Genomic DNA, 20,954 nt, shown 5'->3' on the forward strand with positions numbered 1-20,954 from the left:
TCGCCGCGCCCGCGACCTGTCACTGTCAGCGCAAACATCGCCAAGGACATGCCATGCTGCCGCCACGCTCCGACTTTCCCGCCGACTTCGTCTTTGGCGCCGCCACCTCGGCCTATCAGATCGAGGGCTCGGGCGCGGGCGGGGCGGGCCTGTCGCATTGGGACACATTCGCCGCGACGCCCGGCAATGTCACCGATGGCAGCGACGGCCGGGTCGCCTGCGACCACCTGAACCGCTGGCCCGAGGATCTGGACCTTGTCCGCGATGCGGGCTTTGACGCCTACCGCTTTTCCGCATCCTGGGCCCGGGTGATGCCCGACGGCGTGACGCTGAACCCGCAGGGGATGGATTTCTACGACCGCCTCGTCGATGGCATGGTCGAGCGCGGGCTGAAGCCCTATCTGACCTGCCACCATTGGGACCTGCCCGCCGATCTGTCCGCGCTTGGCGGCTGGCAGAACCGCGACATCGCGGCGCGGTTTGCGGATCTCTGCGTCGCGCTGCACGACCGTCTGGGCGACCGTCTGGCCAGCACCGCCACCCTGAATGAGCCCTGGTGCATCGCCTGGCTGTCGCATTTCCTGGGCCATCACGCGCCGGGCCTGCGCGACATCCGCGCCGCCAGCCGCGCCATGCATCACGTCCTTCTGGCGCATGGCACAGCGGTTCAGGCGCTGCGGGCCGAGGGCGCGGCCAATCTGGGGATCGTGCTGAACTTCGAGACCGCCCATCCCGCCGATGACACGCCCGAGGCCGTGCGCGCGGCCGAGGTTCAGGACGCGATCTACAACCAGTGGTTCATCCGCGCGCTGATGGGGCAGGGCTATCCCGAGGCCGCGCTGGACGGCATCGGCCCGCATCTGCCCGAGGGCTGGCAGGATGACATGGCGCTGATCGCCCAGCCGCTGGACTGGCTGGGGGTGAACTACTACACGCGCCGCCTTTATACCGCCGCGCCGGGCCTGTGGCCCCATGCCGCCGAGGCGCCCGGCCCCCTGCCCAAGACCCAGATGGGATGGGAGATCCGCCCCGAGGGCCTGACCGAATTCCTGACCCGTCTGGCGCGCGACCATACCGGCGCCCTGCCGCTTTACGTCACCGAGAACGGCATGGCGCTGGAGGCGCCCGACGACGTGGCCGCCGATGCCCGCCGGGTGCAGTTCATCGGCGATCACCTGCGCGCGGCCCGTGCGGCGCTGGCGCAGGGCGTCGATCTGCGGGGCTTCTTCTACTGGTCGCTTCTGGACAACTACGAATGGGCCTTCGGCTACGGGCCGCGTTTCGGACTGGTCCATGTCGATTACGACAGCCAGACGCGCACACCCAAGCAAAGCTGGTACGCCTTTCGCGCCATGCTGGCCGGAGGGGGCGCCTAGCGCACCCCCTCCAGCGCGTCGGCCAGGATCATGTCGCTGGCCTTTTCCGCGATCATCGTGGCGGGCGCGTGGGTGTTGCCCGACACGATCGAGGGCATGATTCCGCAATCGGCCACGCGCAGCCCCTCGATCCCGTGGACGCGCAGGCGCGGATCGACCACGGCCATCGGATCGGTGCCCATCTTCGTGGTGCCGACCGGGTGGAAGATCGTCGTGCCGATATCGCCCGCCGCCCGCGCCAGATCGGCGTCGCTGACCAGATCGGCGCCGGGCTTCACCTCGGCGGGCGTGAAGGCCGCCATGCGCCGCGTTCCCATCAGGCGGCGGGCATGGCGCAGGCTGTCGATGGCCACCTGCCGGTCGCCCGGCGTGGACAGGTAGTTCGGCGCGATGGCGGGCGGGCCGTCGGGCGTGGTCAGGTGGCAATGCCCGGTGCTTTCCGGCCGCAGGTTGCAGACCGAGACGGTCAGGCCCGGAAAATCGTGCAAGGGCTGGCCGAAGGCATCCAGCGACAGGGGCTGGACGTGGTATTCGATATTCGCCGTCTCGAACGCATCGGATGATTTCGCGAAGATGCCCAACTGACTGGGTGCCATCGCCATCGGCCCGGTCCGGCGCAGCGCATATTCCAGCGCGATCCCCGCCTTGCCCCAGATCGTGCGCGCCCGGTCGTTCAGCGTCCGCGCCCCCGCGATGCGGAAGATCATCCTCAGTTGCAGATGGTCCTGAAGGTTCTCGCCCACGCCGGGCAGGTCATGGACCGGCGTGATCCCGAGCGCGCGCAGCCGTTCGGCCTGACCGATCCCGGAACGTTCCAGACGCGCGGGCGAATTGATCGCGCCCGCCGACAGGATCACCGCGCCCCGGGTGCGGGCATGGCGCGCCAGCCCGTTCTGGATCAGCGAGACGCCGGTGACGCGGCGGCCCTCAAGGGTCAGGGCCGAGACCTGGGAGTCGGTCTCGATCCGCAGGTTGGGACGGCCCCTTGCGGGGTCGAGAAACGCCTTGCGGGCGTTCCAGCGGATGCCCTTGCGCTGCGTGACGGGGAAATAGCCGACCCCCTCATTGTCGCCGCAATTGAAGTCGGGGCAGGCGGGCAGGCCCATTTCCTGCGCGGCCTCGGCCACCGCATCCAGGATCGGCCAGCGCAGGCGCTGCTTTTCCACCCGCAATTCGCCCTGATCGCCATGCAGGTCGCAGGCGGGTTCGTAATGGCGCTCGCTGCGGCGGAACAGCGGCAGCACGTCGTCCCAGCCCCAGCCGGGATTGCCCGCCTGCCGCCAGCGGTCGTAATCGGCCGCCTGACCGCGCATGTAGATCATGCCGTTGATCGAGGAGCAGCCGCCCAGCACCCGCCCGCGCGGATAGTTCAGCCGCCGCCCGTTCAGGCCCGGCTCGGGCTCGGTCCGGTAGCACCAGTCCAGCGCCGGATTGCCCATCGCGTAGAGATAGCCGACCGGCACATGCACCCAGAGCCGGTTGTCATGGCCCCCGGCCTCCAGCAGCAGGACCCGGTTTCGCGGATCGGCCGACAGCCGGTTGGCCAGCACGCATCCGGCCGAGCCCGCGCCCACGATGATGTAGTCGTATTCCCCCAGATCCTGCATCCCGGTCCTCCCTCGCGCCGGAGGCTAGACCGGGGTGCGGGGGCGGGCAAGACCCGCTCAGGCGGCCTGAACGTCGCGGCGCCAGGCGGGGAAGGGGTCGAACATGTTCGGCCAGAGCTGCGGCGTCGCGGCCAGCGCCGCCGGGATCAGGCAGGCATCCAGCAGGGCGCGCAGCCGCGCCTCGTCCATGCCCGATCCGATGAAGACCAGTTCCTGCCGGCGGTCGCCGAAGGGTTCGGCCCAATGCGCGTCCAGGTAGGCGCGGCCCTCGGGATGGGTCGGCCAGCGATCCTTGGGGACCGAGGCCCACCATTGCCCGAGCGGCCTGACCGAGGACAGCGCCCCGGCCAGCGAGAATTCCGCCACCCAGTCGGGCCGCGTGGCGACCCAGAAATGCCCCTTGGCGCGGATCACGCCGGGCAGGGGGCCGTTCAGCGCGGCATGGATCTTCTGCGGGTCAAACGGCAGCCGGGCGCGATAGACGAAGCTTGTGACGCCGTATTCCTCGGTTTCGGGGGTGTGGTCGGCGAAACCGTAAAGCTCGCGCGCCCACATCGGGTGCTGATGGGCGCGGTCGAAATCGAAGAGCCGCGTGTCGAGGATGTCGCGGGGCGCGACGCGGCTGTGATCGGTCTGGATGATGCGGGCATCGGCGTTCAGCGCGCGGATGATCTTCAGCGCGGCATCCACGCGCTCGGCCCCGGCATCGGCGCATTTGTTCAGCACGACCACATCGGCGAATTCGATCTGATCGGTCAGCAGATCGACCAGCGTACGGTTGTCGGCATCGCCCATGACCTCGCCCCGGTCGGCCAGGAAATCATGGCTGGAATAATCCTGCAGCAGGTTCACCGCATCCACGACCGTGACCATCGTGTCCAGCCGCGCCACGTCGGACAGGCTGTCGCCGTTCTCGTCGGTGAATTCAAAGGTGGTGGCGACGGGAAGGGGCTCGCTGATCCCGGTCGATTCGATCAGCAGATAGTCAAAGCGCTCGGCCTCGGCCAGCTTGCGGACCTCGGCCAGCAGATCCTCGCGCAGCGTGCAGCAGATGCAGCCGTTCGACATCTCGACCAGGGTCTCGTCCGTGCGGGTCATGCCGCCCTCGGCCCGGACCAGATCGGCGTCGATATTCACCTCGGACATGTCGTTGACGATGACCGCGACGTGCAGCCCCTCGCGGTTGTTCAGCACATTGTTCAGCAGCGTCGTCTTGCCCGCGCCCAGAAAGCCGGACAGCACGGTGACGGGAAGGCGGGGATCGGCGTTCATGGCAACCTCCTTGCGATGGCGCGCTTTAGTTATAGTATTACATTACTCCGCGCAACCGGCCATTGACGACCCGCGCCCTTTGGGCCATGCCGCGCCCCATGCTGCGTATCGACGACATCTCGTATTCCATTCAGGGCCGCCCCTTGTTCGCAGGGGCCAGCGCCACCATTCCCGAAGGCCACAAGGTGGGTCTGGTCGGCCCGAACGGGGCGGGCAAGACGACGCTGTTCCGGCTGATCAAGGGCGAAAGCCAGCTTGACGGCGGCGCGATCAGTCTGCCCTCGCGCGCCCGGATCGGGGGGGTGGCGCAGGAATCGGCGGCCACGTCGCGTTCCGTGCTGGACACGGTGCTTGACGCCGACCGCGAACGCACCGCGCTGCTGGCCGAAGCCGCGACCGCGACCGATCCCAACCGCATCGCCGAGATCCAGACCCGGCTGACCGATATCGACGCCTGGTCGGCCGAGGCCCGCGCGGCGACGATCCTTGACGGTCTTGGCTTTCCGACCGCCGATCAGGCCCGGCCCACCAGCGATTTCTCGGGCGGCTGGCGGATGCGGGTCGCGCTGGCGGGCGTGCTGTTCGCGCAGCCCGACCTGCTGCTTCTGGACGAGCCGACGAACTATCTAGACCTTGAAGGCGCGCTGTGGCTGGAGGGCTATCTGGCCCGCTATCCGCATACGGTCATCATCATCAGCCATGACCGGGGCCTTCTGAATCGCGCCGTCGGGCATATCCTGCATCTCGAGGACAAGAAGCTGACCCTCTATACGGGGGGCTACGACAGCTTCACCCGCATCCGCGCCGAGAAACGCGCCCTGCAGGCGGCCGAGGCCAAGAAGCAGGCCGACCGCCGCGCGCATCTGCAAAGCTTCGTGGACCGTTTCGGCGCCAAGGCCAGCAAGGCGCGTCAGGCGCAGGCCCGCGTCAAGATGCTGGCCAAGATGGAGCCGATCACCGCCCCCGAAGAGGCCAAGTTCCACCGCTTCACCTTTCCCCAGCCCGAGGAAATGTCGCCGCCCATCGTCTCGATGGAGGGGGTCAGCGTGGGCTATGGCGACCGCGCGGTGCTGCGCAAGCTGAACCTGCGGATCGACCAGGACGACCGCATCGCGCTGCTGGGCCGGAACGGGCAGGGCAAATCGACGCTGTCCAAGCTGCTGGCGGAACGGCTTGGCACGATGGAAGGGCGCGTCACGCGGTCGTCGAAACTGCGCGTGGGCTATTTCGCGCAGCATCAGGTCGATGAACTGCATCTGGACGAGACGCCGCTGGATCATATCCGGTCCGTGCGCCCGAACGAGGGGCAGGCCAAGCAGCGCGCCCGTCTGGCCGGTTTCGGCCTGATGGAGGCGCAGGCCGAGACCAAGGTCCGCGCCCTGTCCGGCGGACAGAAGGCGCGGCTGTCGCTGCTGCTGGCCACGATCGACGCGCCGCATCTGCTGGTGCTGGACGAGCCGACGAACCACCTGGACATCGAAAGCCGCGAGGCTTTGTCCGAGGCGCTGAACGACTATACCGGCGCGGTGGTGCTGGTCAGCCACGACATGCACCTGCTGGGGCTGGTCGCCGACCGGCTGTGGCTGGTCAAGGACGGCGCCGTCGCCCCCTACGACGGCGATCTGGACGATTACCGCAAGTTCCTGCTGTCGGGCGACACACCCGCCGGCAAGCCCGCCGAGGCGCCGAAACCCCCGGCGCCGAAGAAGCCGTCGCGCGACGCGCTGATGGCCCTGCGCGCCGAGGCCCGCAAATCCGAGGAACGCGTCCAGAAGCTGACTGAGATGATGGGCAAGCTGGACGTGAAGCTGGCCGATCCCGCGCTCTACAACGATCCCTACGAGGCCGAGAAATGGGGCAAGAAGCGGGCCGAGGCCGTCCAGGCCCTGGCCTTCGCCGAAGAACTGTGGATGACCGCGCTCGAAAGGCTTGAAGCCGCGGAAAAAGGATAGCGCGACCGTCAGGCAGATTGCCTTGCCCGGCCGCTGCGGCATAAGCCTTGCAAAACAACCCCATCGCATCCGGGAATCACCCATGAAGAACTGCCTTGCCCTGACCGCCGTGCTGGCCGCAACCTTCGCAGGCGGTCCGCTTGCCGCGCAGCATGCGCGCGCGGTCTCGCTGGATCTGGGGCTTGGGGTCGAGCAGGGGCCGCGCTATTCCGGCGCCGATGACGGGGGCACCTCGCCCTGGATCATCCTGCGCCGGGGCGGCGGGCAGGGCGAAGGGCTGACCATCTCTCCGTCCTTCGGCCTGAAGGGCAAGCGCGACGAGGGCGACGGGCCGCTTCTGTCGGGGCTGGAACCCATCGACGCGGCAGGCGAGATCGGCGCCCGCATCGGCTATCGCACCGGACCCGTGGCCGGCTACGTCACGCTGCGCCGGGGCTTTGGCGGGCATGAGGGCCTGACCGGCGCGGTCGGTCTGCGCTATCACACGGAATTGTCGGACACGATCTCGCTGACGTCGGGCGTGCAGGCCGTCTATGGCAATGCGCGCTACAACCAGACCTATTACGGCGTGACCGAGGCCGAATCCGAGGCCGGCGGCCTGTCGGCCTATCAGCCGGGCAGCGGCTTCAACGAGGCCGCGATCACCTTCGAGGCCCGCTATGCGCTGAGCGACAGCACCGCGATTCTGGGCGAGGTCCGCTATGGCAAGCTGATCGGCGATGCCGCCGATTCGCCCATCGTGGCCGAGACCTACCAGCCTTCGCTGCGCCTGGGCGTGGTGCGCCGGTTCAGCTTCGGCTTCTGAGATGCGAGCCCGAGGGCGCTGCGGCGCCCTTTATCCGGCCTGCGTTCCTGATGAGGGATTGGAGCGGGTGATGGGAATCGAACCCACGTATTCAGCTTGGAAGGCTGCTGCTCTACCATTGAGCTACACCCGCATGGCCTCTCTATAGGCCGCGCGGCGCCGGGGTTCAAGCGCCCCCGGACAGGCTAGCGCCGGGCGGCGAAGAAATCGCGCAGCAGCGCGCGCGCTTCGGGCTCGGCAAGGCCGTGATAGATCTGCGGCCGGTGATGGCATTGCGCGTGATCGAAGACGCGCGCCCCGTGCAGGACGCCGCCCATCCGCTGATCCTCGGCCCCGAAATAGAGCCGCCCTATCCGCGCGGCCGAAATCGCCGCCGCGCACATGGGGCAGGGCTCCAGCGTCACCCACAGGTCATGGCCGGGCAGGCGCTCGGAACCAAGCGCCGCGCAGGCTGCGCGGATCGCCAAGATTTCGGCATGGGCGGTCGGATCGGAAAATTCGCGCGTCCGGTTGCCTGCCGCCGCGACCACGCGCCCTTGGGGTGAGACGACGACCGCCCCCACCGGCACCTCGCCGCGCAGGGCGGCGGCGCGGGCCTCGGCCAGGGCCTGATCCATATGGCTGAGAAAGCGGCTCATCACCCCGTCTTGCCCAAAGCCCGCCCCGCCCGCAAGCCGCGCGCCGATTTTCCTTTCCCCGCGCCGGTCCAGCGCCTAGAAGCGCAGACTTGACCCCGCAGCGATGCGCAGGAGGATCGCATGACCGACGACAAGACCCCCGCCCCCAAGACCGAACCCGAACGCATCGCCAAGGTGATGGCGCGCGCCGGCGTCGCCAGCCGCCGCGAGGCCGAGCGCATGATCATCGAGGGCCGCGTCACCGTGAACGGCAAGAAGATCGACAGCCCCGCGCTGGACATCCTGCCGACCGACCGCGTCGTGATCGACGGCAAGCCGATGGAGGCCCCGCAAGAGACGCGGCTGTGGCTGTATTACAAGCCGCTTGGCCTCGTGACCTCGGAATCCGACGAGAAAGGCCGGCAGACGGTCTTTGACGCGCTGCCCCGCGATCTGCCGCGCGTGATGACGGTCGGGCGGCTCGACCTGAACTCCGAGGGGCTGCTGCTGCTGACCAATGACGGCGAGCTGAAGCGCCGTCTGGAACTGCCCGCGACGGGCTGGCTGCGCCGCTACCGCGTGCGGGTGAACGGCACGCCGAACGATTTGACCTTTGCGCCCCTGCGTCGCGGCGTGACCATCGACGGCGAGGATTTCGCACCGATGGAGATCAAGCTCGACAGCCAGCAGGGCGCGAATGCCTGGCTGACCGTCGGCATCCGCGAGGGCAAGAACCGCGAGATCCGGCGCGCCATGGCCCATATCGGGCTGCAGGTGAACCGGCTGATCCGGATCGGCTACGGCCCCTTCAAGCTGGGCACGATGGAAAAGAACGAGGTGACCGAGGTCAAGCGCCGTGTGCTGCGCGACCAGCTGGGCGGGCTTCTGACCGGCGAGGTCGAGGAAAAGCCGCGCGAGATGCGCCCGCGCGGGGCCGAGGGACCGCGTGGCGGCTTTGGCGCGCGTGGCGGCGAGGGAGCGCGCAAGGGCGCCGGGCCTCGTGCGGCGGGCGCGGGCTTTGTCGCGCGCGGCAAGCGCGAGGCCGAGGGCGATGAACGCCCGCGCAGCTTCGGCGCGCGCCCCCGCAGCGTCGAGGGCGAGCAGCGCGCGCCCTACAAGGCGGCCTACCGTCCCGGCGAGAAACAGGGCGACCGTCCGGCCTTTGGCGACCGTCCGCGTCCGGCCGGCGACAAGCCGCGCTGGAAATCCGCCGACCGCGACCAGAATCGCAGCCGCGACGATGCCGCCGAGGGCAAGCCCGCGCGTTTCGGCGCCAAGCCAGGCTTCGGCCGCAAGCCCTTTGGCGGCGCGGACCGACCCGAGGGCGGCAAGCCCCGCGGCGAGGGCAAGCCGCGCCCTGACGGAAAGCCCCGCTTCGAGGGCAAGCCCCGCCCCGAGGGCGGCGCCCCGCGCGGCGAAGGCGGCTTTGCCCGCAAGTCCGGCACTCCGCGCCCCGAAGGACGCGGCAAGCCCGATGCGCCCCGCGCCGAGGGCGCCGGGGCGCCCCGCAGCGGCGGCAAGCCCTTCGGCAAGCCCGCAGGGGGCAAAGCCGGCTTCAAGCCGGGTGGCAAGCCGGGCTTCAAGCCCGGCCCGCGTCCCGCAGGCGGCAAGCCCGGCGGCGGCAGGCCCGGCGGGGCCCGGCCCGGCAAGGGCAGCGGCCCGCGCGGCTGAACCAACGGAAAAGGGCGCCCGGTCGGGCGCCCTTTGTCCATTCCGGGCGTCGCTCGGCGGCGCGGCCTGCCGGTGTCACTTGGTCAGGATCAGCTTGCCCGCGCGCGTGATCCGCAGCTGATAGACCTGTTCGTCCAGCACGATCAGGGCCTGATTGCCCCCGCGCGTCAGCTGGGTGGCGTCGTGCTGGGGGATGCGGGCCAGCAGCGAGGTGCCGGGGCGGGTGAAATCGGCGGGGCGCGTTGCGGTCATGGTCGGCCTCTGGTGACAAGGGTTTGACGTTGTGAATCCAAAGCTGACTGATTCCGTAAGGATTGTCAAAGTAAAATAGTCGGGTTTCTCTATTTTTCGCCGCCATGACAAAGGGCGCGACCATGACGGCCGCGCCCCTGCTATTCTTGCTGCCTTTTTTGCCGGGCGTCCGGTGCGGATCACTCGGCCGCGAAGCACTCGGTGATCGTGTCGGCCATCTGGCGCATCATGTCCTGATAGGATTCCGCCCCCGATCCGCCCTGCGGGTCCAGCGTGCCGCCCAGCCGGGTCTCGGTGCCCTCGATCGCGGTCTCGATCAGGCGGGCGTCATGCGCGTATTCCGGGAAGGCGCAGGCCGCGCCCGTCTCGGCGATCTGCCGACGGATCTGGTCGATCCGGGCCGCCGAGGGGGTCGAGGCATCGCCAAGCGCCACCGGGATGGCCGGCGCCAGCTCGAACCGGTTGGTGAAATAGCCATAGGCGTCGTGGAAGACGACCATGCGCCGTTCGGCATGAGGCGCAAGCTGCGCGGTCAGCTCGGCCTGGAGCGCGATGATGCTGTCCGCAGCCGCCGCCGCGTTGGCGGCATAGGTCTGCGCATTCTCGGGGTCCTGTTCGGACAGGGTCGCCGCAATCGCGTCGAGCCATTGCACTGCGTTCTCCGGGTCCAGCCAAGCATGGGGATCGATGCCCTCGTGGCTGTGATCGTGCCCATGTCCGTGGTCGTGGCCATGTCCATGATCGTGGTCGTGTCCATGATCGTGGTCGTGTCCATGGTCGTGGTCGTGTCCATGGTCGTGGTCGTGTCCGTGGTCATGGTCATGCCCGTGGTCGTGGTCGTGCCCGTGATCGTGGCCCGCTTCGGTCGCGTAATCCTGCAGATGGATGCCCTCGACCCGCAGCAATTCCAGCCGCGCGCTGTTGGCCGACAGGTTGGCGGCGGCGCGGTCCAGCCACGGCGTCAATTCAGGCCCGATCCAGACCAGCAGGTCAGCGCCCTGCAGGGCCTGCGCGTCCGATGGGCGCATCTGATAGTGATGCACGCTTGCCCCGTCGGGCAGAAGCACGCGCACCTCGCCCAGATCGCCCAGCACCTGCTGGACCAGCGAGGCGGTGACCGGCATGTCCGCCACCACGCTGCCCGGCGCAGCCAGGACGGGCGTGGCGCTCAGCGACAGCAATGCTGCGATGGATGCGGTGTGACGCATGGGGGCCTCCTTGCTCATGTTGCGATGGAGTGCTTGTCCGTGTTACACGGTAACAAGTCAAGACAACCGTAACACTATAACAGCTCGTTGAGCGCGAGGCCCCGTGTCCGATCGCCCCGCCCGTCCTGCCGCAGATCAGGGTTCCGATCCTGCCGCAGCCTTCCAGCCGCATGATCACGGCCATTGCAGCAGTGCCGCGCTGGACGCGGCCGAGGCGCGGCTGGCGCAGCAGGGCGCGCGCCTGACGCCGGTGCGGCGCCGCACGCTGGAGATCCTGCTGGAAAGCCCTCGCGCGATGGGCGCCTATGAGGTGCTGGACCGTCTGGCCGCCGAGGGCTTCGGCCGTCAGCCGCCGGTGGCTTACCGCGCGCTGGAGTTTCTCGTCAGCCACGGGCTGGCGCACCGGTTGCAGCGGCTGAACGCCTTTGCGGCCTGCCTGCATCCGGGCCATGACCACACGCCCGCTTTCCTGATCTGTCGGTCCTGCGACCGGGTGGCCGAGGCCGAGGCGGCGCCGATCCGTGCGGTTCTGTCCGATGTCGCCTCGGGCGCGGGCTTCCGGGTCGAGCGTGCCACGATCGAGGCGCTTGGCCTCTGCGCCTCCTGCGCGGCGGACGGTGCCGCATGAGCGCGCTGATCGAGGCCGAGGCCCTGACAATCAATCGGCCCGACACCGCCGTTACCGTGCTGGAGCGTGTCGATTTCCGCATCCGGCCGGGCGAGATCGTCACGGTGGTCGGGCCGAACGGGTCGGGCAAGTCCTCGCTGGTGCGCGCGCTTCTGGGACATATGCCGCTGGCCGGGGGGCGGGTCTCGCGCCGGGCCGGATTGCGGATCGGATATGTGCCGCAGAAGGTGCATGTCGACACCGCCATTCCGATGAATGTCCGGCGCTTCCTGTCGCTGCCCCGCCGCGTCAGCGATGCCGAAGCCGAAGCCGCCCTGACCCGGACGGGCGTGCCGGGCCTGGGCCAGCGCCAGTTGACGCAGCTTTCGGGCGGGCAGTTCCAGCGCGTGCTGCTGGCGCGCGCGCTTCTGGCCGATCCGCATCTGCTGGTGCTGGACGAGCCGACGCAGGGTCTGGACCAGCCGGGCATCGTCGCCTTCTACCAGCTTATCGACGAGGTGCGGCGCCAGACCGGTGCGGCGGTGCTGATGGTCAGCCACGATCTGCTGGTGGTCATGCGCTCGTCGGATCGCGTGATCTGCCTGAACGGGCATGTCTGCTGCGAGGGCACGCCCGAACATGTCAGCAACGCGCCTGAATACCGCGCGCTCTTTGGGGCCGAGGCGCAGGGCATGCTGGCGCTTTACCGACATCACCACGACCATGATCATGACGGCACGGCTGCGGGGCATGTCCACGGGCCGGGCTGCGATCACGACCACAGCCACGCCTGAGGGGCGGGCACGACAGGACAGGACATGCTGGACGATTTCTTCACCCGCGCGGTTCTGGCGGGCCTTGGGCTGGCGCTGGTGGCGGGGCCTCTGGGCTGCTTCGTGGTCTGGCGGCGGATGGCCTATTTCGGCGATTCGACCGCCCATGCCGCGATTCTGGGCGTGGCGCTGGCCCTGGCCTTCGACGTCTCGATCTATGCGGGCACGCTGGCCGTCGCTGTGGTGATGGCGGTGACGGTCGCGGCGCTGGTCTCGCGGGGGCAGGCGATGGACACGATGCTGGGCGTGCTGTCCCATTCCGCGCTGGCCTTCGGCCTTGTGGCGATCAGCTTCGTGCCGGGAGCGCGGTCAGATCTGTCGGGCTATCTGTTCGGCGACATCCTGGCGGTGGGCCGCAGCGATCTGGTGCTGATCTGGGGCGGCGCGGCGCTGGTCCTGGCGGTCCTGATGATCCGCTGGCAGCGCCTGCTGACCAGCAGCCTGAACGAGGAGCTGGCCATGGCCGCGGGCATCGATCCGCGGGTCGAGCGGCTGGTCCTGTCGCTGGCCTTGGCGGTGGTGGTCGCCCTTGCGATTCGAGTGGTGGGCTCGCTGCTCATCTCGGCCATGCTGATCGTGCCGGCGGCGGCAGCCCGCGGATGGGCCGGTTCGCCCGAGCGGATGGCCGCCGGTGCCGCGCTGGTCGCCGCCGCCTCGGTGGGGCTGGGAATGTGGGCAAGCTTGCGTCTGGACAGTCCCGCAGGTCCCACGATTGTGACCGTTGCGGCAATTTTTTTCGTGGCGTCACAGATGCTTCGCCGCCGCTAGTGCGGTTTTGCAACGGCATTCCAAGATGATGGCCGGGTTTGGAACGAAGCGCGCCCAAGGGTGTTTGCCAATATGCAACACCTGCCCAGACCCGGTAACGCCTCTGAATTAATGCTTCTTTTCAAGCGTCCGGGTTTGTGCAAGTGTCGCCTCGATGTTGCCGGTGACGGCAGCCTTCAATGAAACGGAGCATGATCATGACCAAATTCGCTACTATCGCTGCCGCACTGACCCTGTCGGCTACCTCGGCCGTTGCCGGTGGCTTCGTTGCCCCCGTCGTCGAAGTCGAGCCCGTCGTCGTCGAAGAAAGCGCCGCCACCACCAACGCTGGCCTGGTCGTTCCGGCCCTGCTGCTGCTGGCCGTGATCGCCGCCGTCGCTTCGGACAGCGACGACAGCTGATATCCGACGGGTCTTTCAAAGGCCTGTTGACAGGGGGCTGGCCCGTTCGGGTCGGCCCCTTTCCTTTTGCCGTCCTCGTCCGTTGCGGCGCGAGCCTTGAGGCACCATGAAAAACGCCGGCCCCGCAAGGGACCGGCGTTTTCCTGTTGGCGTGGGGACGCCCCCGTCAGGGGCGCAGCGTCGCGATCGTCACATGGCCGAGCCCCGGCCCGACCCATTGCCGCGAGACGAGGATCTGCCCGCCCTCCAGCGCATAGGTGTTCTGGAAGCGCGTGCCGTGGCCCTCGCAAGCCTCGATCATCAGCCCGGCCTGCGGGCCCGGCGTGACGGTGCAGGCGAATTGCAGCGGCCGTTCCAGCCCGTCGCCCGACAGATAGCGCATGACGCGCGTGCCCTGGCCCGCACGGCCTGCCCGGATCAGTGCCTCGGTGCCGGGCTCGGCAACCGACAGGTCGCGGCCCAAACCGCGCGTGCCGACCAGCATGCCGCCGCGCAGGATCACCGCCTCTTCCGAGGGGGTCATGTAGGTCCGCATGGCGCCGTTCTGGCCAACCATCGCCATGATCTGCGTCTGGCCCAGGCTTTCAAACCCGACCTGAATCAGCGGGCCGGGATTGACGCGCAGGGCCTCGGCGGCGCGTTCGGCATCGCTGCGGGCGGGGGCGGGTGTCTCGGGCGCGCCCTGGGCGCGGGCGACGCGGTCGGCCAGCACCGCCTGCGCCGTGCGCGTCACGACGCCCGGACCCTCGTTGCCGCAGGCGGCCAGCGCACCCAGCAGGGCCAAGGCGGTCAAGGCCTTCATCGGTTTCGTGATCATCGCCAGAAACTCCCCCAGCCCTGTTGCATCCTGACGCTGTGGCTGTCGCGCACCTTGTCGTAGAGACGGTCCTTGACCTCGACCCGCGCCCCGCCGTCGCGCGACAGCGAACGGATGCGGCTTTCGGCCCGTTCGCGGGTCGGCGTGCCGGTCGCCCAGGAAAGCGGGATCGAGAAGGTCACGCCCTTGTCGAAGCTGCCCTCGCCGAATTCCTCGGCCGACAGGTCGGTCTTGGTCGCATAGGCGCCCACGCGCCAGCCATTGGCGAATTCGCGGGTCAGCGTGAAGGTCGCGCCCCGGTCGCCCGCCAGATACTGGCCGACATCCAGCTGCGCGATGAAGCCCTGGCTGAACTCGTAATAGGCCGAGACATGGCCCGTCGTGACCTCGTAATCGCGGAAATCGAACAGCGCGTCGAAATCGCGCTTGCGCACGCGGTTCACCTCGGCGCCGAAGGCCAGGGGCGAGTTGACCGGTTTCCACAGCACCTCGGCCGAGGCGCCGCCAAAGGCGCGTTCCAGCAGGCCCACGGTCACGCGGCTGTAGACCTGATCCGAGGGCTTGGCGAACCAGGCCAGCGTCAGTTCAGGAATGATCGGGCTGGTATTGCCCGCATACATCCGCGTGTCCGACCGCACGCGCGGCACACCTTCGGGCGTGGTCTCAAGCGAGGGATCGGCCAGATATTCCTCGGGGGTGTAGCGGCGGCCGCGCTCGCCCGGAACGCCGGGGCCGCTTTGCTTGATGTCGCCGAAGGCGCGCTGGCGGATGGCGCCGGTGGCGATCAGGCCGGGCAGCAATTCATAGCTGGCCCGCGCCTCGGCGCCGAATTCGTAGCGCAGGGGCTCTTCGGGGTCGAAGAGGCCCAGATCGAAATAGGGCCCGATCCGCCAGCGAAAGCGCGGGAACAGGTCCTCGGTCTGGATCAGCCCGGCGGGACGGGGGGTGGCATCCGACAGGTCGGTCGCGGCGGCGATCTGCCCGACCTCGGTATTCTCGAGCCGCTCGATATCGCTGCGGCGCAGGGTCACCGACGAGGTCGGCAGCCCGTCCGCCGACGAGGTGATCACGAAGGTCTCGACCGTGGCGGGCAGAGCGCGGGTCATCAGACGCGCGGTGCGCCCGATCGCCTGCGGCTGCTGGTTGTAGCGGTTGTTGCGGATGCGCAATTCCGCCCGCGTGGCCGAAAGCGTCATCGATTCGAGGATCTGCCCCTCTTTCGCCAGCGCATCGGCCAGCACCTTCTGCAAGACCGGCCGCGCGGTCGGGTCGCTGGCCCATTCGGGCGACCAGGCCTCGGGATCGGCGGCGGGGGCGGGGCGCGGGCGCACCGGGGCGGGGGCCTTTTCCAGCCCCGAGGGATAGGTGGCCTCGCGCGGGTTCAGCGTCACGGTGAACTGTGCGCCGACGGATTCGCGGCCCAGGGTGTACACGCCCAGCTGGTAGTTCTGCCCGATCCGGTAGCTGGCGCCGAAATTCAGCCGACCCGGATCGCCGTCGCCCTGCTGAAAGACATCCAGCGCGCCGCTGGAACGGCGATAGGTCGATTCGTAGATGTCGTTGGAATACTCTGCCGTCACGGTCAGCCGGTCGTTGACGTCGTAACTGACCGAGGCGAAGGGCCGCGCGCCCCCGCTGAACCAGTCGCTGGCATTCAGCGTGCCGCCCGGATCGGCCGCGTCGATGACCCGTGGCCGGCCCGCGATCGTGCCCCAGCCCAGACCGATGCTGGCGCGCAGTTGCGGCGTGACTTGCCGGGTTGCCACGACGTATTCGCCCGAATAGACGCCTGTGCCCAGGAAATCCTGAAGGCCGATGGCGACGGCCGGGCGCCAGCCCTGCTGCTCGAAGAGCTGGTAGCGCAGGTCGAAGGACCGGTCCCAGATGAAGCCGTCATTGCGGAAATCGTTGATCCCGTCGACGCGGGAATAGCGCAGATTGGCCGTCAGCTGAGGAAGAACCTGAAAGAAGACGTTGTTGCGCAACGCATAATCGGAATAGGACACGGTCGCGCCAAGGCTGCCTTCGGGCAGGGTCTCGGCGGTGGGCGTGTCAATCCCGCCGGGCATGCCATAGGCCGACATGTTGCGCGCGACCAGGGGATCGGCAGGCGCCGCGCCGGGGATCGTCAGCACTGCAAGGGGCAGGGTGGTGGCCAGAAGCTGGCGCAGCAGGGGTGATCGGCGCATGGGCAACATCCTCTCGGCGGGCAGATCGGCGGGTCGAAGGCAGCGTGGCCTTGCCTTGGCAGGGATCGTTCCGGCGCGCGACACACGCTTGCGTGAAGTGCGCCGGGGTCTTCCGGTCAGCTGGCCGGGGCGGCGGTGGCGGTGCCGGGCGCGGCGCAGCCCGTCCGGGTCTGGCCCTGCACCGTCAGCCGCGCGGTCAGCGGAAAGCGTTCGTCGGCCATGCTGTCCTGGCATTCGCCCGGGCGCAGGTTCAGCACGAAGGGGCGTCCGCCCAGCACGCCGATGTATTCGACGCCGCCGGCAAAGTTCAGACGGTTGACCTGGATGGCACGGCCGGACTGGTTCTCTGGCGTGCGATAGGTGGCGGTGTTGCCTGCGACCTGCACGTTCCAGAAGGGCTCGTTGCCGCGCGCCACGAAGGCCTCGGCGCGATAGGTGACGGGCTCGACCGTGGCCACGGGGCGGGCCTCGGTCCCGGTCTCGATGGGCTGGACCAGCGGCGAGACGGCGGGCGGGCGCGGCCCGGCGGGCGTCTCGGGCTGCGGCTCGGCCTCGGCGCCAAGGCCGATATTGCGGCGCAGGTCGGTCATGGCCTCGCTGTCGCAGGCGGCAAGGGGCAGGGTCAGCAGCGCGACAAGCGCGAAACGCGGGAACATGGGCTTTGGCCTCTGGATGGCAACGGGATCACTGTCGCACAAGCGTTAGCAACCCCGGCCCGGCGCGGCAAGCAGGCAGGGCCGGATGGGCAGAACCCCGCCCGCCCCGGCGCATCAGCAATTCGGCACGTTCACGGCCAGCCCGCCAAGCGAGGTCTCCTTGTATTTGTCGGACATGTCGCGGCCGGTCTGGCGCATCGTCTCGATGGCCGCGTCCAGCGGCACGATATGGCTGCCATCGCCGCGCAGGGCCAGGCTGGCGGCGCTGACGGCCTTGATCGCGCCAAGGCCGTTCCTTTCGATGCAGGGCACCTGCACGAGGCCCTTCACCGGGTCACAGGTCATGCCCAGATGATGCTCCAGCGCGATTTCGGCGGCGTTTTCGATTTGCCGAGGCGTGCCGCCCAGAACGGCGGCCAGCCCCGCCGCAGCCATCGCGCTGGCGCTGCCGACCTCGGCCTGGCAGCCGCATTCCGCGCCCGAGATGCTGGCATTGTGCTTGATGAGGCCACCGATCGCCGCAGCTGTCAGCAGGAAATCGGGCAGCTGCCGCTCGGACGCGCCCGGCACATGGTCCAGCCAATAGCGGATCACCGCAGGCACGGTTCCCGCCGCGCCATTGGTGGGGGCGGTGACGACGCGGCCCCCGGCGGCGTTTTCCTCGTTCACGGCCATGGCATAGACGCTCATCCAGTCGTTGATGACATGGGGCGCGGTCATGTTCAGCCCGCGCTCGGCCATCAGCTTGGCATGGATCGCGGCGGCGCGGCGGCGGACGTTCAGCCCGCCGGGCAGCACGCCCTCGGTCGCAAGGCCCCGGTCCATGCAGTCGCGCATCACCGCCCAGATCCGCGACAGCCCCTCGCGCAGCTCGGCGGGGGCGCGGAAGCAGAGCTCGTTTTCCTCTTTCATCCGGGCGATGGATTTGCCCGAAGCCTCGGCCATGGCCAGCATCTCGGCGGCGCTGGCAAAGGGGTAGGGCACCGAGACCGAGGCGTCGCTGCGCGTCTCGCCTGCCCGCGCGGCCAGTTCCTCGGCCGTCAGAACGAAGCCGCCCCCGATCGAGTAATAGACCCGGTGCAGGATCACGTCGCCCTGCGGATCGGTGGCCGAGATGGTCATGCCGTTGGCATGGCCGGGCAGCGCGTTGTCATAGTCGAAGCGCAGGTCGCGGTCGGGATCGAAGGCCAAGGGCGCAAGGCCGGGCGGTTGCAGCTGCTTGCTGGCGCGGTTCTCGGCAAGGGCGGTTTCGGCCCGGTCAGGGTCCAGCCTGGCGGGGTGGAACCCCGCCAGGCCCAGGATCGTGGCGCGGTCGGTCGCATGTCCCTTGCCGGTGAAGGCCAGGCTGCCATGCAGGCTCGCGCGCAGCCCATGCGCGGTGAAGGGCTGGGCGCGCAGGTCGTCCAGAAAGCGCGCGCCCGCCACCATCGGCCCCATCGTATGCGACGATGACGGGCCGATGCCCGGCTTGAACAGATCGAAGACCGACAAGAACATGGATCACCCTTCCCCCTTGCATTCCGGCACCCATCTAAGCAGGTGAGGCAACCGGCCGCCATGCCTGTCCGCGACGCATTGCCCCCGCAGATGCGACAGCATGTCGGCTTGCTTCGTGGCGCCGGGACGCCCGCACGGGCGGGAGCCGGCGGCGCGTGAACGGTCCGCATCGCATCTGCACTTTTTATGTGCGATGTGATCAAATGAAAGGCAGAGGCATCCCGCCCGCGAATTGGGCATCGCAAGCGGGCATTGCCGCTCTTGCGGGCTTGGATGCCGAGGGCGAAGGAGTAGGCATGCACAAACCAGAACCGATCATCCTTGGCGATACGCAGCTCGGCCCGCCGGTGTTTCTTGCACCCATGGCGGGAATCACCGACCTGCCGTTTCGCCGCGCCGTTGCGCGCTTCGGCGCGGGGCTGATGGTCTCCGAGATGGTCGCCTCGACCGAGATGGTGACGCCGCGCCCCTCGACCCGCGCGGCGGTGCGCGCCAAGGCCCTGACCGAGGGGCGGCTGCCCGTCAGCGTCCAGATCGCGGGCCGCGAGGCCGGGCCGATGGCCGAAACCGCGCGCATCGTCGAAGGGATGGGTGCGCGGATCATCGACATCAACATGGGCTGCCCGGCCAAGAAGGTGACGGGCGGGCTGTCGGGGGCCGCGCTCATGCGCGATCTCGATCACGCGATGACGCTGGTCGATGCGGTGGTCGGCGCGGTCAAGGTGCCGGTCACGCTGAAGATGCGTCTGGGCTGGGACGACGATTGCCTGAACGCCGCCGATCTGGCGGGGCGGGCGCGTGATGCGGGCGTGGCGATGCTGACCGTTCATGGCCGCACCCGGGCGCAATTCTACAAGGGCCGCGCGGACTGGGCGGCGATCCGGGCCGTGGCCGATCTGCCGGGCCGTCCGCCGCTGGTCGCCAACGGCGATGTGGTGGATGCCGCAAGCGCCCGGGCCGCGTTGGCGGCCTCGGGGGCGGATGCGGTGATGGTCGGGCGCGGCGCGCAGGGGCGGCCCTGGCTTCTGGCCGGGATCGCGCATGAATTGTGCGGCACGCCCGCGCCCGTGATCCCGAAAGGCGCCGCGCTGGCCGATCTGGTGGCCGAGCATTACGAGGACATGCTGGACTTCTACGGCACCGATCTGGGCCTGCGCGTCGCGCGCAAGCATCTGGGCTGGTATGCCGAGGCCGCGCAGGCACCGCTGCGCGCCGACATGCTGCAGGCCGAGACGCCCGCCGCGACACTGGCCCTGATCGCGCGGGCCTTCACCGAGGCCCCCCATCCCGCGCAGGAGGCCGCATGAGCCATTCCCGCCCCCGCGATTTCGTCGAGGCGCGACCGGGGCCGGGTTGGGACAGCCTGCCCCTGCCGGCTTTGATCATCGACGGATGCGGGCGCATCGCCGCGATGAACGAGGCGGCGGAATTCTGGCTGAACCTGTCGCGCAACTCGACTCTGGGCAAGGCGCTGGAGGGCGACGAGATCGCCACCCGGCTGCGGATCGACCCGGCGCTGGCGCCGATGATCGCGCGGGTCAAGGCGACCGACGAGACGGGCTATCACCCCTCGGTCGCGTTCGAGATCGGCGACCGGGCGGGCGGCCACCTGACGCGCCGCGCCGCCGTCCATCTGGGCCGCGGGGTCGAGGCCGGCGGCGCGGTCAGCCTGCTGATCGTCCCGCAGGAGGTCGACGGCATCAACCAGAGCCGCAGTGTCCGCAGCGCCGCGCGCAGCGCCATCGGCATGGCCGAAATGCTGGCCCACGAGATCAAGAACCCGCTGGCGGGCATCCGCGGCGCGGCGCAGCTGATGGCGATGAGCGCGACCCCCGAGGATCGCGAGATGGCCGAAATGATCGTCAGCGAATCGCGCCGGATCGTGGCGCTGCTGGATCAGGTGGAACGCTTCGGCGACACCTCGCCGCCGGATCTGGCGCCGGTCAACATCCATGACGTGCTGGAACAGGTCCGGCGCTCGGCCCAGGTGGGTTTCGCCAAGGGCGTGCAGATCGTGACCGATTACGACCCCTCGCTGCCCATGGCGCTGGCGGATGCCGACCAGCTGATGCAGGTCTGCCTGAACCTCGTGAAGAACGCCGCCGAAGCGCTGACCGGCAAGGCGGGCGGCACGATCCGGCTGCACAGCTTCTATGACCATACCCTGCGCCGCCCCCCCGACGAGGCCGATCCCGCAGGCCGCCCGCTGCCCCTGCAGATCGAGGTCGAGGATAACGGGCCGGGCTTTCCCCCCGCGATCGCCGATCAGGTCTTCGAGCCCTTCGTCTCGGGGCGCGAGAACGGCACCGGCCTCGGGCTGGCGCTGGTCAGCAAGATCATCACCGACCACGGCGCGCTGATCCGCGTGGACAGCCGCCCCGGACGCACCGTTTTTCGACTTTCACTGCCCAAGGCATAAGGACCGA

19 protein-coding genes and 1 tRNA gene are annotated in these 20,954 nt (G+C 69.0%); 10 read left to right on the forward strand and 10 right to left on the reverse strand.

Going from position 1 to position 20,954, the window contains the following annotated elements; genetic code table 11:
* Nucleotides 1-53: 53 nt before the first annotated feature.
* A complete protein-coding gene (locus tag QAR72_RS01905) occupies nucleotides 54-1,376 on the forward strand; it encodes a GH1 family beta-glucosidase (RefSeq protein ID WP_304615667.1) in 1,323 nt (440 codons plus the stop codon).
* On the opposite strand, the gene QAR72_RS01910 is transcribed toward QAR72_RS01905, so the two are convergent.
* Both QAR72_RS01910 and QAR72_RS01915 read right to left on the reverse strand, forming a co-directional pair.
* Nucleotides 1,373-2,983 (reverse strand): GMC family oxidoreductase, encoded by a 1,611-nt coding sequence (locus QAR72_RS01910; protein ID WP_304615668.1) that lies wholly within the window; start codon nucleotides 2,981-2,983, stop codon nucleotides 1,373-1,375. The two genes, QAR72_RS01905 and QAR72_RS01910, sit on opposite strands and share 4 nt — an antisense overlap.
* Before the next feature lie 57 nt (nucleotides 2,984-3,040).
* On the reverse strand, nucleotides 3,041-4,255 hold the full coding sequence (locus QAR72_RS01915; RefSeq protein ID WP_304615669.1) for a GTP-binding protein: 1,215 nt from the start codon (nucleotides 4,253-4,255) through the stop codon (nucleotides 3,041-3,043).
* A 98-nt stretch (nucleotides 4,256-4,353) separates the two neighbouring features.
* Here QAR72_RS01915 and QAR72_RS01920 point away from each other — a divergent pair, with 98 nt between their 5' ends.
* Complete coding sequence (locus QAR72_RS01920; RefSeq protein WP_304615670.1) at nucleotides 4,354-6,207, forward strand: ABC-F family ATP-binding cassette domain-containing protein; 1,854 nt, start codon at nucleotides 4,354-4,356, stop codon at nucleotides 6,205-6,207.
* 82 nt (nucleotides 6,208-6,289) lie between these two features.
* Nucleotides 6,290-7,012, forward strand: coding sequence for a MipA/OmpV family protein (locus tag QAR72_RS01925; protein ID WP_304615671.1), 723 nt, complete (start codon nucleotides 6,290-6,292; stop codon nucleotides 7,010-7,012).
* Nucleotides 7,013-7,071: 59 nt separating this feature from the next.
* Here QAR72_RS01925 and QAR72_RS01930 read toward each other — a convergent pair.
* Together QAR72_RS01930 and QAR72_RS01935 are read right to left on the reverse strand one after the other, a co-directional pair.
* Nucleotides 7,072-7,145 (reverse strand) — tRNA-Gly (locus tag QAR72_RS01930).
* Nucleotides 7,146-7,197: 52 nt separating this feature from the next.
* A complete protein-coding gene (locus tag QAR72_RS01935; RefSeq protein ID WP_304615672.1) occupies nucleotides 7,198-7,650 on the reverse strand; it encodes a nucleoside deaminase in 453 nt (150 codons plus the stop codon).
* A gap of 120 nt (nucleotides 7,651-7,770) precedes the next feature.
* Between QAR72_RS01935 and QAR72_RS01940 the strand changes: the two genes are divergently transcribed.
* The gene (locus tag QAR72_RS01940) at nucleotides 7,771-9,300 is read left to right on the forward strand and encodes a pseudouridine synthase (RefSeq protein ID WP_304615673.1); all 1,530 of its coding nucleotides are present in this window, start codon (nucleotides 7,771-7,773) and stop codon (nucleotides 9,298-9,300) included.
* A 75-nt stretch (nucleotides 9,301-9,375) separates the two neighbouring features.
* On the opposite strand, the gene hemP is transcribed toward QAR72_RS01940, so the two are convergent.
* The gene (hemP, locus tag QAR72_RS01945) at nucleotides 9,376-9,552 is read right to left on the reverse strand and encodes a hemin uptake protein HemP (RefSeq protein ID WP_304615674.1); all 177 of its coding nucleotides are present in this window, start codon (nucleotides 9,550-9,552) and stop codon (nucleotides 9,376-9,378) included.
* A 179-nt stretch (nucleotides 9,553-9,731) separates the two neighbouring features.
* Complete coding sequence (locus QAR72_RS01950; protein WP_304615675.1) at nucleotides 9,732-10,760, reverse strand: zinc ABC transporter substrate-binding protein; 1,029 nt, start codon at nucleotides 10,758-10,760, stop codon at nucleotides 9,732-9,734.
* 103 nt (nucleotides 10,761-10,863) lie between these two features.
* Here QAR72_RS01950 and QAR72_RS01955 point away from each other — a divergent pair, with 103 nt between their 5' ends.
* From QAR72_RS01955 to QAR72_RS01970, 4 genes are all read left to right on the forward strand, one after another.
* The gene (locus QAR72_RS01955) at nucleotides 10,864-11,388 is read left to right on the forward strand and encodes a Fur family transcriptional regulator (protein WP_304615676.1); all 525 of its coding nucleotides are present in this window, start codon (nucleotides 10,864-10,866) and stop codon (nucleotides 11,386-11,388) included.
* Nucleotides 11,385-12,161: a metal ABC transporter ATP-binding protein gene (locus QAR72_RS01960; protein WP_304615677.1), complete on the forward strand. Its 777-nt coding sequence runs from the start codon at nucleotides 11,385-11,387 to the stop codon at nucleotides 12,159-12,161. The genes QAR72_RS01955 and QAR72_RS01960 overlap by 4 nt, the downstream gene beginning before the upstream one ends.
* A gap of 24 nt (nucleotides 12,162-12,185) precedes the next feature.
* A complete protein-coding gene (locus QAR72_RS01965) occupies nucleotides 12,186-12,968 on the forward strand; it encodes a metal ABC transporter permease (protein WP_304615678.1) in 783 nt (260 codons plus the stop codon).
* A 191-nt stretch (nucleotides 12,969-13,159) separates the two neighbouring features.
* Nucleotides 13,160-13,369, forward strand: coding sequence for a hypothetical protein (locus QAR72_RS01970; protein ID WP_304615679.1), 210 nt, complete (start codon nucleotides 13,160-13,162; stop codon nucleotides 13,367-13,369).
* Between the two features lie 166 nt (nucleotides 13,370-13,535).
* Here QAR72_RS01970 and QAR72_RS01975 read toward each other — a convergent pair whose 3' ends face one another.
* The 4 genes from QAR72_RS01975 to QAR72_RS01990 form a co-directional block, all read right to left on the reverse strand.
* Entirely contained in the window at nucleotides 13,536-14,171 is a 636-nt protein-coding gene (locus QAR72_RS01975; protein ID WP_304615680.1) for a YjbF family lipoprotein, read from the reverse strand.
* Nucleotides 14,172-14,182: 11 nt separating this feature from the next.
* Nucleotides 14,183-16,375 carry a YjbH domain-containing protein gene (locus QAR72_RS01980; protein WP_304615681.1) on the reverse strand — a complete coding sequence of 731 codons (2,193 nt, stop codon included), beginning with the start codon at nucleotides 16,373-16,375 and terminating at the stop codon, nucleotides 14,183-14,185.
* Nucleotides 16,376-16,491: 116 nt separating this feature from the next.
* Complete coding sequence (locus tag QAR72_RS01985) at nucleotides 16,492-17,031, reverse strand: hypothetical protein (protein ID WP_304615682.1); 540 nt, start codon at nucleotides 17,029-17,031, stop codon at nucleotides 16,492-16,494.
* Nucleotides 17,032-17,145: 114 nt separating this feature from the next.
* Nucleotides 17,146-18,528: an L-serine ammonia-lyase gene (locus tag QAR72_RS01990; RefSeq protein WP_304615683.1), complete on the reverse strand. Its 1,383-nt coding sequence runs from the start codon at nucleotides 18,526-18,528 to the stop codon at nucleotides 17,146-17,148.
* A gap of 296 nt (nucleotides 18,529-18,824) precedes the next feature.
* On the opposite strand from QAR72_RS01990, the gene dusB reads away from it, so the two are divergent.
* On the forward strand, nucleotides 18,825-19,835 hold the full coding sequence (gene dusB, locus QAR72_RS01995) for a tRNA dihydrouridine synthase DusB (RefSeq protein WP_304615684.1): 1,011 nt from the start codon (nucleotides 18,825-18,827) through the stop codon (nucleotides 19,833-19,835).
* Entirely contained in the window at nucleotides 19,832-20,947 is a 1,116-nt protein-coding gene (locus tag QAR72_RS02000; protein ID WP_304615685.1) for a two-component system sensor histidine kinase NtrB, read from the forward strand. The genes dusB and QAR72_RS02000 overlap by 4 nt, the downstream gene beginning before the upstream one ends.
* Nucleotides 20,948-20,954: the final 7 nt, after the last annotated feature.

Origin of the sequence: Paracoccus sp. (in: a-proteobacteria) (assembly GCF_030604785.1) — a bacterium.
Taxonomy (GTDB): domain Bacteria; phylum Pseudomonadota; class Alphaproteobacteria; order Rhodobacterales; family Rhodobacteraceae; genus Paracoccus.

Coding starts and splice junctions, on each gene's coding strand:
- QAR72_RS01905 (WP_304615667.1), top strand. CDS start 54: ATGCTGCCGCCACGCTCCGACTTTCCCGCCGACTTCGTCTTTGGCGCC.
- QAR72_RS01910 (WP_304615668.1), bottom strand. CDS start 2,983: ATGCAGGATCTGGGGGAATACGACTACATCATCGTGGGCGCGGGCTCG.
- QAR72_RS01915 (WP_304615669.1), bottom strand. CDS start 4,255: ATGAACGCCGATCCCCGCCTTCCCGTCACCGTGCTGTCCGGCTTTCTG.
- QAR72_RS01920 (WP_304615670.1), top strand. CDS start 4,354: ATGCTGCGTATCGACGACATCTCGTATTCCATTCAGGGCCGCCCCTTG.
- QAR72_RS01925 (WP_304615671.1), top strand. CDS start 6,290: ATGAAGAACTGCCTTGCCCTGACCGCCGTGCTGGCCGCAACCTTCGCA.
- QAR72_RS01935 (WP_304615672.1), bottom strand. CDS start 7,650: ATGAGCCGCTTTCTCAGCCATATGGATCAGGCCCTGGCCGAGGCCCGC.
- QAR72_RS01940 (WP_304615673.1), top strand. CDS start 7,771: ATGACCGACGACAAGACCCCCGCCCCCAAGACCGAACCCGAACGCATC.
- hemP (WP_304615674.1), bottom strand. CDS start 9,552: ATGACCGCAACGCGCCCCGCCGATTTCACCCGCCCCGGCACCTCGCTG.
- QAR72_RS01950 (WP_304615675.1), bottom strand. CDS start 10,760: ATGCGTCACACCGCATCCATCGCAGCATTGCTGTCGCTGAGCGCCACG.
- QAR72_RS01960 (WP_304615677.1), top strand. CDS start 11,385: ATGAGCGCGCTGATCGAGGCCGAGGCCCTGACAATCAATCGGCCCGAC.
- QAR72_RS01965 (WP_304615678.1), top strand. CDS start 12,186: ATGCTGGACGATTTCTTCACCCGCGCGGTTCTGGCGGGCCTTGGGCTG.
- QAR72_RS01970 (WP_304615679.1), top strand. CDS start 13,160: ATGATCATGACCAAATTCGCTACTATCGCTGCCGCACTGACCCTGTCG.
- QAR72_RS01975 (WP_304615680.1), bottom strand. CDS start 14,171: ATGAAGGCCTTGACCGCCTTGGCCCTGCTGGGTGCGCTGGCCGCCTGC.
- QAR72_RS01980 (WP_304615681.1), bottom strand. CDS start 16,375: ATGCGCCGATCACCCCTGCTGCGCCAGCTTCTGGCCACCACCCTGCCC.
- QAR72_RS01985 (WP_304615682.1), bottom strand. CDS start 17,031: ATGTTCCCGCGTTTCGCGCTTGTCGCGCTGCTGACCCTGCCCCTTGCC.
- QAR72_RS01990 (WP_304615683.1), bottom strand. CDS start 18,528: ATGTTCTTGTCGGTCTTCGATCTGTTCAAGCCGGGCATCGGCCCGTCA.
- dusB (WP_304615684.1), top strand. CDS start 18,825: ATGCACAAACCAGAACCGATCATCCTTGGCGATACGCAGCTCGGCCCG.
- QAR72_RS02000 (WP_304615685.1), top strand. CDS start 19,832: ATGAGCCATTCCCGCCCCCGCGATTTCGTCGAGGCGCGACCGGGGCCG.